Consider the following 11,151-nt stretch of genomic DNA (forward strand, 5'->3'; position numbering starts at 1 on the left):
CTTGACCGGCAGACGCCGGATCAGGTCTACTTCAACGCGCTGACACCAATGATGGTGGCGGCATAATCGCGGCGGAAATCCACTTAACGAAACGCCCGAAACTGTTCAGACAAACCGAACCACCTCTGAATGGCCTGACAAGGCAAAGGCGGAATTACGCAGCTGGGCAAGTAAATGGAAGTGATGAGATCTCTGAAGTGTGAGATGCAACTAGGGGGCCAAATGAAAAAACTGGTGATAGCAACTGCGATGTCACTGTTCGCCATGACAGGTTACGCAAATGCAGCTTGTAGGACGATGCATCAAGTTTCCGACAACATGATGAAATTGGGCTATCTCGAAGATTGGGAAGGCGACAACAACCGAGATGTTCTCGACTTCGTTCAGGCATACTCGCGTATGTGGTGCGGTGCTAAGTCATGTAAAACCGACAGTGATGCAGTCCTCAAAGCAGACCACGTCATTGTTTACACAGGGAAAGACGACAGAGCTGTCTTCTTTAATCGAAAAGGCTGCAAGTCCTTTTCAATTGTCCACCGTCGCGGCGATTTGACCAGCATTTGGTGAGCCATGCAGGTGCACTGAGGTTGGTGAGTGACATGGAAGATCTAACACAACCAACAAACGGCGAACACACCTACAGGCGGCCGAAATCGCAATGGCGAAACTGATCGTTTTCATGTCGCGCACTTTCAAAACTTGAATTCTGGTGTCGATGCGGCAGCATCAGCTTCCATGTCGACACAGCCCTTCAGGATGACATAAGAGCCATCACTGTATCGAGCAACTTCCTCACAATGATTTCGTGTCTTTGACGAGAGTCCTGACCAAGTCGACTTCAAAGAATCATACGAAGTCTGCTCCATCTCAATGCAGCCCTTGTAAATAACAGACGAGCCGCCACTGTATTCCGAGACACCTTTGCAGTAGGTTGCTGGATCGTATTTTGGCATACTTTGTGCATTCGCTGACATTGCTGACGATGCGAAGATAATAATTCCGATTGCGGTAGAAAATTTCATGCTTCCTCCAAGCCCTCGTTGGACATTATCTCTGTGAGCATAAATTTCAACTCCGACAACGTACGCCTATCACCGGTAATTCACATTCAGGGTTTTTCCTTTATGCTACGAACGCAAAAAGAGGGCCGTAGCCCTCTTTTAGTCAGTATCGGTAGAAAAGATCAGAAGCTAACCTTCAAAGAGGCATTGAATCCATTTCGTTGTGCTCCAGAACCAAACTGGCCGCTATAGGACACGCCAAGTATGGCATCTTTCGATAATTCGAAATCCAACCCGGCTTCGATGATGGCGGTATCCTTTGCTATCGGAGCGCCTGTAACGGCGAAAGCGTTCGAGCCAACAAAGCTGGCCGTTGAAACGGGGTTCACGTCTCCTGCAGCATGTCTCCAGCCAATATCGGCGCGGGCGGTTGTTGGGATGCTTCCAAGATCGAAGCCAGTCGATGCTCGAAAGCCAAGCGTGCTGAACGTTGTGCTTGTGGTATCAGATTCCGTGGATAGCGCTGCTGCCGTCTCGCCGTCCTCATCGAAACCATCAGTTTTCAAACGGACATAAGACAAATTGGCATACGGTTCGATCACAGCCTTCGGGAGTTGGATCTTGTATCCGAGTTCACCAAATATCTGGAACGTTCCTGCGTCGTAATCGGCATTCAACCTATCGCCGAAACCGGGGAAGGCGACAGATCTGTTCATGTCCAACTGATGCCAGGTGTAGGCAACGCCTGAGTTGAAAGCCAATGCGTTGCCATTTGTCATCTGCCATTCAGTACCCGTGTAAGCACCAATGGTGTAGTTATCGCTGCTGCCGGATGATGCTCTACTATCGACATCGAAGGAGGTATGACTATAGCCAGCCAGGAGGCCGAGTCGCCAGTTTTCGTATACAAGCCTGTCGATACCGGTGACGAACCCGCCAACTGAAGATTTCAGCCGACCCGTGTTGCCATTCGGATCCTGTTCACTCCAGGCTCCGTAAGCGTATCCCCATCCCGTATAAAGATTTTCAGAACTCGCTTTTGGCGTCACAGTCTCGAAGGCTTCAGTCTTATTGGGTCCAGAAGCATAGTTCATCGTGGCCACTGGCGCTGTAGGTGTCGAGCCGTTGGCTTGTTGCAGCCGATTGGTGATTGCGCTGTTGATGAACTGCGACTGATTGATCAGTGCACCTTTCGCGGATGCGTAAGCTTCACCTGACAGATCATTAAAGGCCGACCGGGCTTCTTCAGCCGACTGCATCAAGAGCGTGTTGTAAAGTGCCAGTGAACTTCCTGTCTGAGCGAGGGAATCCAGAGCCTGAGCCGTTGCGAACTCGTTTCTCGTTTCTGTGACAGTCGTGAACAAAGGCGTTGGTTTCGGATTTTCTCCTTGCCCGGGGTTGCTACCTGGATCTGGATTGTTCGGTTCGGGTTCGGTTGCAATAGGCTTCAGTGCGACGTTGAAGGCATTTGAACTCTGATCTGGATCGAGTGTGAAGGTTAGGAACGCTGAGTTCGATGTTACATCCGCAAATTGTCCGTTAACCAGATTAGCTGCAGACAGAATGTTGTAATTCTGGCCTGCTTGGTAGCTGATTTCGGGATCAAGTGCCGTGATAACGAGATGCGAACCGTTGATGTTTGCCCGACCTGTTACATTGACGAGATCGGCAGTGCCGTCGCCAGCCAGCTCAGCCATAAGGTAGGAGCCAGCCTGCAGGTTTAGGTCACCATTGATCGTCAACGTTCCAATCGAATTGCCTGGCGACAGTATACCACCGGATTGAATGCTTATGAGTGAACCTGGGCCTGAACCCAGCGTGCCGTATCCGCCGAGTGTTGCTCCGTCGAAAACAGTCACGTTGCCGCCAAGCTTGCCGTTCCCCAGATTGTTCCCAACGATCAACTTGCCGCTCTTAACCGTGGTCGAGCCTGCATATCCAGAACTGTCACCTGTCAAAGTAAGGGTATTGGTACCTTCTTTGATTATGTCGCCATTGCCAGCATAGATACCCTTCCAGGAAACGGCATTTGAACGATCATAGATTAAGGTGCCAAGGTTGGTAATCGTGCCAGTGAAATTGGTGCCGCCGATAAGTCCCGTTGTACCGCCATTGCCCAACTGAAGTGTGCTGTCAGGCCCAATAAGGACGTCGCCTCTTGAACTACTGGTGGCGGTAAGAGTGAGCTTTCCGCTACCGACGTGGGCGAAAATACCGTTGCCAGTAATTTCTCCATTGTAGAGGACGTCATCGGATCGGTTGAAAACGATGGCACCGTAGTTGGTTATGTTGCCAGCAACCGACCCTTCAGTACCGCCATTCCCTAACTCCAGGACCGCACCAGTCATGATGCCCGTCGTGCCTGTATAGCTATTGGTACCAGTGAAAACTTGTTGTCCACTACCTATATTTACGCCGCCACCACCGGAGATCACACCGCTAAACGTTCCAGCCGCATTATTGATTTGCAGGTAATTGCTGCCAAGCGCGACATTTCCATGGCCTGAAAGGTTGTTAATCTGTGCAGAACTGGCATTGGAAACGTCGAACGTTCCATCAACATGAACGCCGCTTGATTGGTTCACGCGCCCTTGACCAGATAAAGCTAATGTCGCGCCGTCGGCAATCGTGGTTGCTCCAGTATAATCATTCATGCCTTCCAAGGTCAGCATACCATTTGCGGAATTGCTACTATCCTTGACTGTCAGGCCACCGCTTCCTGATATTGCCCTTCTGATCGTGCTCTCGTTCCCTGCAGTGTCGATGGTGCCACCACCTACCGACAGATTGATTGCCCGCGAAGTCGACAAATCAAAGGCCGAGCCAAATTTGAGTTCGCCGCCATCGAAGGTTAGCCCTCCGTTGACGTCACCGAGATTGCTATCAGAGGAAACAGAAAGCGCACCCTGGTTGAGAACCGTGCCGCCTACATAAGTGTTATTTCCGGAAAGCGTAAGCGTACCAGCGCCGTTCTTAATGAGCCTTGCTGCCGAACCACCGCCTGAATTCGCCTGAATTTTGCCCGTCAGAGATATCTGATGTCCGGCCGTATCGACCGCAAGATCGCTACCGGTGCTCAGACTGAAGTTGTTGGCTAATGTTACGTCTTTGTTGGCAGAGAGAGTGCCCGTAGCAAAAATTGTCGTAATTCGCGCTGTTGAAAGGGCAGTGTTATCGCCCGCTACGATAGTGCCGTTGCTAAGAAGGATGGACCCTGAGCCGCCGCCAAATGTGTTGGCATTGTTAAGGACGAGCGTCCCGCGCACTGAGATACCCGTGCCGACGCCACTGATCTGACCATCGATTACAAGTGTTCCAGAGCCAGTTTTATCGATGAGGCTGGATCCGCCAACTATATTTCCGGTAACCAGCCCCGTGCCTAACGTAGAGAACGTCAACATATTATTATTTGTGACGATATTCCCAGTTAGTGTTGCATTGCCACCGCTGTTTATTTGAACCGTCCCTGACGTTAACAAATCAAAATCATCCGAGACGGTTTGTTCACCGGAGATAATAAGCGTACCACCTGAAAATACACCCTGAGCTAGCGCTGATGAAATGAATGTTGTCGAAGACAACACAAGTATGGACGCCGCGATAACGCAGCGCGAAGTATTTCGCGATACTGACATGTTTTCTACCCCAAGACGCTTTCCGACCGCTGCGTCTATGTGCCCCAAGTTTGATCTTCGCATTCGAATGGACGAGGCGAAGATATTGCCCATTTTTATATTCTCAAATTTATGAAGTATTTTTATAAGGAAATCTACGAAAAAACAGCGGGTAGTTTGAAAAATCCCCGTAAATTTTGAGAGAGTTTACATGACTATACTTGAGAAGCTTACGCAAAAAGCCGCCCAACCATGATGGCTGGGCGGCAAGTGAAGGACCCAGGAGCAACCCAAAGTCCTATCCATGGAAATCGCGATGCTTGTTCTGTGCGAGGGGGCGTTGCGATTTCCAAACTGGTTTAGAACTTCACATTCAGGGTGGCGTTAAAGCCATTCTGAGTGATGTCGCTGCCAAACTGGCCGACGTAGCTTACACCGAAGGTTGATGCTTCAGTGATCGCGACATCAAAGCCTGCTTCGACCAGAGCCGCATCCTTTGCGATTGCGACACCCTCGACGGTAAAGGCATTGCTTCCTGCGAAGTACTGCGTGGATTCCGGCGTGATGTCACCATAAGCGTGACGCCAGCCGAGAGTTCCCTTCAGATTGGCTGTGGTGGGACCAAGCTGGAGGGGAGCCGATGCCCTCAGACCAAGGGTCGTGAAGGTGGTGCTGGTCGTTTCACCGTTAACAGACAAAGCCGCCGCATCGCCCTTTTCAGTGAAACCGTCGGTGTGCAAACGAACATGCGACAGGTTGGCAAACGGTTCAAACGATGCCGCTGCCATATCGATGCGATAACCAAGTTCACCAAATGCCTGGAATGTACGGGCATCATAATCAGCATCGAGACTGTCGCTGAAACCTGTGTAAGCAACCGAGCGTGAAGAGTCGATGCTATGCCAAGTGTGCACGAGGCCAGCGCGCAGACCAATCGGTCCCCACTGGTTGCCACCATAGACACCCAGATGCCAGTTATCACTCGTAGCTGAAGCATAACGGCCCTTGGCATCAAGATCGGTCTGGCTGTAACCACCGACGACGCCGAGACGCCATCCGGAAGCAAAGCCAACATCCACACCGGACAGGAATCCGCCCGTCGTTGACTTGAGCCCGCCCGTATTAGCGTTTCCATCGTGATCCACCCACGAACCGAAACCAGAGGCCCATACACCGTAATCATAAGAAGCTGGTGCAACGGCGTCGAACGGCTGAGGCGCGCTGCCCTTTGGCGATTGGGCGAATGACAGAACAGGAGCGTCCTTGGCTGCCACACCCTCAAAAGCTGAACGAAGGCGATTGTTAATGGCATCAGCAGTCAGATTTGCGGTGTCAATAAGACCTGTTTTAACCGATGCATGTGTGTCACCCGAAAGCTGGTTGAATGCATCACGGGCTTCTTCCTCGCTCGCAAGGAACAGAACCGAGTTGTATAGCTCAAGCGACGAACCGCTTTGTTCCAAGCTATCCAGCGCACGAGCGGTAGCTATCTGATTGTTTGTCTGTGCTACCTTCTCGAAGACGACGGGAGGGTTCTCCGGATCGACAGGATCTGCTACCAAGCCAACCTTCAGATCAACCTGATTTGAGAGATGCTCAAGTTCAGCTGTCAGGAAGACTGATTTCGATGCGGCTTCAGAGAACTCACCATCAACACCACCACCCGCAGTCAGAATTGTATACGTCTGTCCGTCCTGATAGCTAACCTTATTGTCGAGCGCATAGACATCTACACGACCGCCTTGCAGGGTTGCCTTTCCGGTTACATCGATACGATCACTCGTGCCGTCGCCAGCGATTTCAACTGTATAAACGGAATCTGCACCGAAAGTCGCATCGCCCCCAACCTTGACGACACCGATGGAATTACCGGGCGTGATCATTCCATTCGCGGAAAGATTGCCAGCAATATCCCAATTGCCGCCTAAGATGGACGTCGGATCAACGAGGACACTGCCGCCCACGATAATTGGACTGTTGATGCTACCGCCGTGTGTGGAAGAACCGTCATTCAAAGCAACATCGCCCCCGATATTCGCACCCGTGGGGTCAAATGTGAATGTGCTGGAAGTACCCGTCAGGTTTCCTGCTATCTCCGTTCCAGCTTCGAAGGTCAGATCAGTACCGGATTCGGCGTCCAGATCAGTGATGCCTTCGATTCTGCCGTTGTAGGTGGCACCCTGTTCCACTTTTACGTTTGTGACACCCGTAGTTTTTGTGGTGTCCGTGTCGACAATATCACCGCTTGATGTCGAACCTGCGCGCAAATTGAGATTGACTATGCCGTCCCCACCTGCCTCAGAACGGTTCACCTTCAACAAGGTTCCGTTATTCTGAGTGGCGACTGTTCCGTTGCCCAAGCTTACATTCTGAGTCTGGCCAGTTTTGGAGAATGTGGACTCGAACGTTTCCTTGCCGGAGATAATTGAAGTGTTGTTAAGCGTTACATCAGCGCTGTCGGTCAGTCCGATACCGATGCCGCGTTCAGATTTCAGCGTTGAATCCGAAACCGTAAGAGTGCTGCCGTATTGAACCTGGCCAATATAAGCGTTCTCACCGGACGCGGTGATCGTCGTGTTTTTTAGTTTGATCGTACCCGACGTTTCGTCAGCGCCAACAACCGCGCCAGCTCGGAAACCGTAGCTGTCGGCACCAGTCGTGTTGATAACCAGGTTTTCTGCATTAATGATGCCGCCGTCAGTCGTTGCCGTGCCACCAACAGCGATAAGACCGTTGGCATTTTCATGCGGCGAATTCGAGTTCTGCTCTCCCAGAACGTTGTATGTGCCGCCTTTCAGATTGAGAATACCGCCCGCATAGGCCCACGCGGCATCGCCAACGTCGCCAGACGTCGTGATGTTGACGTTCTCAGCATTCAGCACAGATCCCGCACCGGATGCATACACACCGTAGGCCATGAAGCCCTCGGTGGTGATCGAAACATTCTTCAGATCAACATCGCCGCCATTCAGCGCATAAGCGCCATAGGCGCGCTGTCCAAGTGTGTGAATCGCCGTTCCTTCGGCACTGACAAGGGATCCATTACCCTGAGAGAAAAGGGCGTAGCCGCGCGAACCGTCACCATCTTGCGTTCCTTTGCCTTTTTCATTGGCGGTTGTGATCGAGCCACCCGTCAAACTGATCTGGCCGCCATTGTCAGCAAACGCACCGTAGGAATGAACGCCATTCGTCGTTATGACGGTATCTACGGCAGTGATTTTGCCACCAACCGTGTTTTTGTCATTGTTGGCGTGAAGACCGTAAGCAGTGTCGCCCCTTGTGGTAATGGCCGAGTTGTTCAGCGCAATGGTTGAATCGCTTTCAGCAAACGCGCCGTGACCATTCACGCCATTGGTCGTGATTGTCGTGTTGCCCTGGATTGTGCCGCCTTGAACAGCGTGCAGACCGACTGAGAAAACCCCATCAGTTGTAACGCTTCCGCCAGTCAGAATAACCCGCCCGCCAGGATTGTTTGCATCCTCCCCTGCCTGGATGCCGTGAGTCTTATCGAAAGTGGTTTTGATATCGGCGCTAGAACTAACTATACCGCCATTGCTGGCGAGAATTCCATAAGCGCGTTCGCCCGTGGTGGTGATCGAGCCGCCGTTTAGCGTAATTTCGCCGCCATTTTTGGCATAAGCACCGAATGTCCAGCTGGAAGAGGTGTCGATATCAACATCCGTCGCGGTTATTTTGCCGCCGACAGTATTCATATCGTTGTTCGCTAGCAGGCCATAGGCAAGGCTGCCACTCGTGGTGATCGAGCCGCCAGTCAGATCGATTGTCGAGAAAGATTCCGCAAACGCACCATACGCTCTCGCACCAGTCGTACCGACAGTCGCTGTGCCAGAGATGTTGCCGCCATCAATAGCATGAAGACCATAAGAATCATTTCCGCCCGTCGTGACATTCACGCCGTTGCCAAGATTGATTGTTGAATGATCTGCACCGTCTGCGTTGCCACCTTTGGCACCGACCTGAATTCCGTGAGCCTTCGCTCCAGACGTGATAACTGTTGTATCGGAAACGTTCGCAATTGAGCCGTTATATACGAGCATGCCCCATGCCCGCTTTGTCGGCCCACTCGTGGCAGCTTCAAAAGTGTTACCACTCGTCGTATCCGTGCCGCCAGCAGAATACCGATATGCGGCTCCATCCATCGTAACTGCGGGCTCAGCTTTCGCAACTGCGCCTGTTAGAACCAGTGCAATGGCGGTGGACCCCAGTACACGCGCTAGATCTCTGGAAATTAATGACATGTCTTACCCTCAGAAATAGCCCGGAACACAGGCTCGTTTGAATGCAGAAATACTGGTCGAGACAGATGGTATCCCTGGGCATGGGTAGCCCCGGCCATCACTGCATCGATCAGGTGAGTATTGGTTTCGACGCCCTCAACGATGACAGTCGGAGCTGCGCATTTCGCCAGTCCGATCATGAATTGAAGGCTGTTGCCCCGAGGATGGGATTCCTTGATGTCACGAACGAATGCGGCATCGATCTTGACGATATCGACCTCCAGCCGTAGCAACTGCCAGGGCGTGACCTGACCGCTTCCGAAGTCGTCGATAGCGACAAGACAACCGAGTTTACGCGCAGCGGCCAGACATCTGTTAGCAGTCACAATGTCGCCAAGGGGGCGTGTTTCAGTGACTTCGATAACCAATCGGTTGGCCAAGTGCGCACGCGTGGTCAACTGGCCGTAAATGGTTGGCCATTCGGCTTCTGTGAGGCTGTCTGTAGAAATGTTGCAGCCCAGAATAGCGCGTGGATCAGCGTCAAGCTCGTCCAAAACGAGCTTGAACATGTGCTGATCCAGAATTGGCGTTTTGCCCCAAACGTCCAGTACCGGTACAAATTCGCTAGCGCTTCGAACTGTCCCGTCTCGGTCTACAAGGCGAGCGAGACACTCGCCGTACAGCAGACGGTCGACGTTTGTAGCGGAATGTATGCCTTGAACGGCAAGCTGGATCCGGTCTTCTTCAATAGCATCGGTGACTTCCGTCAGCCAAAACTCGTCTGCGACGTCGAGATAATCCAACAAATCCTTTCACCCCGCATCTGCACGGTGAAAGGCAATTAGGCTCGCTGGAAGGAAAAGGTACGTAAAGGAACCTTTATGGTACGCTCGATCATAAAACTCATGGCAATAGGTTTAAAGTACGTCTTTGTCGGTATTTCCGGCCTATCGGCCAATAGTGTGGGGGCACTCTCGTTGCAAAGAAAGTTGCGAAAATCAAGCGGCAGAAAAGGTTCCTTTTGTGTCAATTCCTAAGGGTGTTCATCGTACAAAAAATGGCGTTAAAATTCATGAGAAAGCTCAGAATATCGAAAATGCCAGTACAAAATAGCAATTATGATGTCACATCTTCTAACACAGAATGTAGACGGAGAATCGGTTACGCCCGTGTCTCTACTGACGATCAGCACCTTGATTTACAACTCAACGCGTTAAACAAAGCGGAGTGCGACCATATATTCACCGATCAAGGGATATCGGGGAAAGTATCTAATCGACCAGGACTGAAAAAAGTCATGGCGAGTCTTAAGAAGGGTGACATATTAGTCGTTTGGAGATTGGATCGGCTTGGTAGATCACTCGTAAATCTTGTTGAGATCATTAACAATCTCGGCAAAAGGGGGGTTGAGTTCCAGTCGTTAACGGAAAATATCGACACAAGCTCCAGCGGAGGAAGGTTGGTATTTCATATCCTCGCAGCACTCGCGGAGTTCGAACGGGCCCTAATAAGCGAACGAACAAGAGCGGGGATGGAAGCTGCGAGACTTAAAGGCAAGCAACTCGGTCGGCCACCGAAGGTGAAAGCAAATGAGAGACGTGAAATAAGAAACGCCTTCCAAATGAGAAATGCATCGGTTGCAGAAATCGCACAAGAATATAATCTATCCGCTAGAGCTGTTCGTGCGATAGTCAAAAGCACCAAAGGTGCCAGTTGACAAAATCATGAGGTAATAATGTGCGGCCGATACACTCTTTACCTTCCTTGGTCCGAGATACACCGCCTTTATAACCTGACGCTGATGTCAGATCAGGCCCGCAACACTCAGCCGAGATACAATATTTGCCCCACCCAGGACGTATTGTTCGTGACGCATAGCGATGAAGGTATGAAACTCCGGGAGGGCAGGTGGGGCCTTGTGCCGTTTTGGGCCAAGGAACTTGGTAACTTTTCGACATTCAACGCGATGTCAGAAGAGGCCGATAAAAAACAATGTTCAGAGAGGCTTTCAAGAGCAAGCGGCGCCCAATCCCGGCCGATGGCTTTTATGAGTGGACGAAGAATGCAGAAGACGGCGGTCGTGACCCTTGGCACATCCATCTGCCAGAGCATTCGCCGTTTTCCTTCGCTGGACTATGGGCAACTAATGAGGCTCTCGGGATCACAAGCTGAGAGGTGGTTCGGGAAATCTGGACAGCGGAGATAAGTGGAATTTCTGCCTGACTTCGGCTTAGATGCCGAGAACAGGAGATACCATGACGAGACGACCACGCCGGAACCACAGCCCGGCTTTCAAGG

At 51.4% G+C, this 11,151-nt stretch carries 6 protein-coding genes and 1 pseudogene; 3 read left to right on the forward strand and 4 right to left on the reverse strand.

The genetic code is table 11. From position 1 onward, the window contains the following. Positions 1-222 precede the first annotated feature (222 nt). Positions 223-567, forward strand: coding sequence for a hypothetical protein (locus F9K78_RS21510; protein WP_151682734.1), 345 nt, complete (start codon positions 223-225; stop codon positions 565-567). A 125-nt stretch (positions 568-692) separates the two neighbouring features. Here F9K78_RS21510 and F9K78_RS21515 read toward each other — a convergent pair whose 3' ends face one another. The 4 genes from F9K78_RS21515 to F9K78_RS21530 all read right to left on the reverse strand — a co-directional run bounded on the left by F9K78_RS21515 (position 693) and on the right by F9K78_RS21530 (position 9,656). Then, complete coding sequence (locus tag F9K78_RS21515; protein WP_151682735.1) at positions 693-1,022, reverse strand: hypothetical protein; 330 nt, start codon at positions 1,020-1,022, stop codon at positions 693-695. Positions 1,023-1,183: 161 nt separating this feature from the next. Then, positions 1,184-4,729, reverse strand: coding sequence for an autotransporter domain-containing protein (locus tag F9K78_RS21520; RefSeq protein WP_235925506.1), 3,546 nt, complete (start codon positions 4,727-4,729; stop codon positions 1,184-1,186). 245 nt (positions 4,730-4,974) lie between these two features. Beyond that, a complete protein-coding gene (locus tag F9K78_RS21525; RefSeq protein ID WP_167518155.1) occupies positions 4,975-8,673 on the reverse strand; it encodes an autotransporter domain-containing protein in 3,699 nt (1,232 codons plus the stop codon). A gap of 191 nt (positions 8,674-8,864) precedes the next feature. Next, positions 8,865-9,656, reverse strand: coding sequence for an EAL domain-containing protein (locus F9K78_RS21530; protein WP_167518156.1), 792 nt, complete (start codon positions 9,654-9,656; stop codon positions 8,865-8,867). Between the two features lie 293 nt (positions 9,657-9,949). On the opposite strand from F9K78_RS21530, the gene F9K78_RS21535 reads away from it, so the two are divergent. Then, a complete protein-coding gene (locus F9K78_RS21535; RefSeq protein WP_151682739.1) occupies positions 9,950-10,570 on the forward strand; it encodes a recombinase family protein in 621 nt (206 codons plus the stop codon). An 18-nt stretch (positions 10,571-10,588) separates the two neighbouring features. Then, positions 10,589-11,025 (forward strand): annotated as a pseudogene (locus F9K78_RS21540) (SOS response-associated peptidase). The last annotated feature ends 126 nt before the right edge of the window (positions 11,026-11,151 follow it).

This window comes from Brucella pseudintermedia (assembly GCF_008932435.1).
GTDB classification, from domain to species: Bacteria; Pseudomonadota; Alphaproteobacteria; order Rhizobiales; family Rhizobiaceae; genus Brucella; species Brucella pseudintermedia.

What these genes read in the sequence shown, in the direction of transcription:
- F9K78_RS21510 (WP_151682734.1), top strand. Translation starts at nt 223, where the DNA reads ATGAAAAAACTGGTGATAGCAACTGCGATGTCACTGTTCGCCATGACA.
- F9K78_RS21515 (WP_151682735.1), bottom strand. Translation starts at nt 1,022, where the DNA reads ATGAAATTTTCTACCGCAATCGGAATTATTATCTTCGCATCGTCAGCA.
- F9K78_RS21520 (WP_235925506.1), bottom strand. Translation starts at nt 4,729, where the DNA reads ATGGGCAATATCTTCGCCTCGTCCATTCGAATGCGAAGATCAAACTTG.
- F9K78_RS21525 (WP_167518155.1), bottom strand. Translation starts at nt 8,673, where the DNA reads ATGCTCGTATATAACGGCTCAATTGCGAACGTTTCCGATACAACAGTT.
- F9K78_RS21535 (WP_151682739.1), top strand. Translation starts at nt 9,950, where the DNA reads ATGCCAGTACAAAATAGCAATTATGATGTCACATCTTCTAACACAGAA.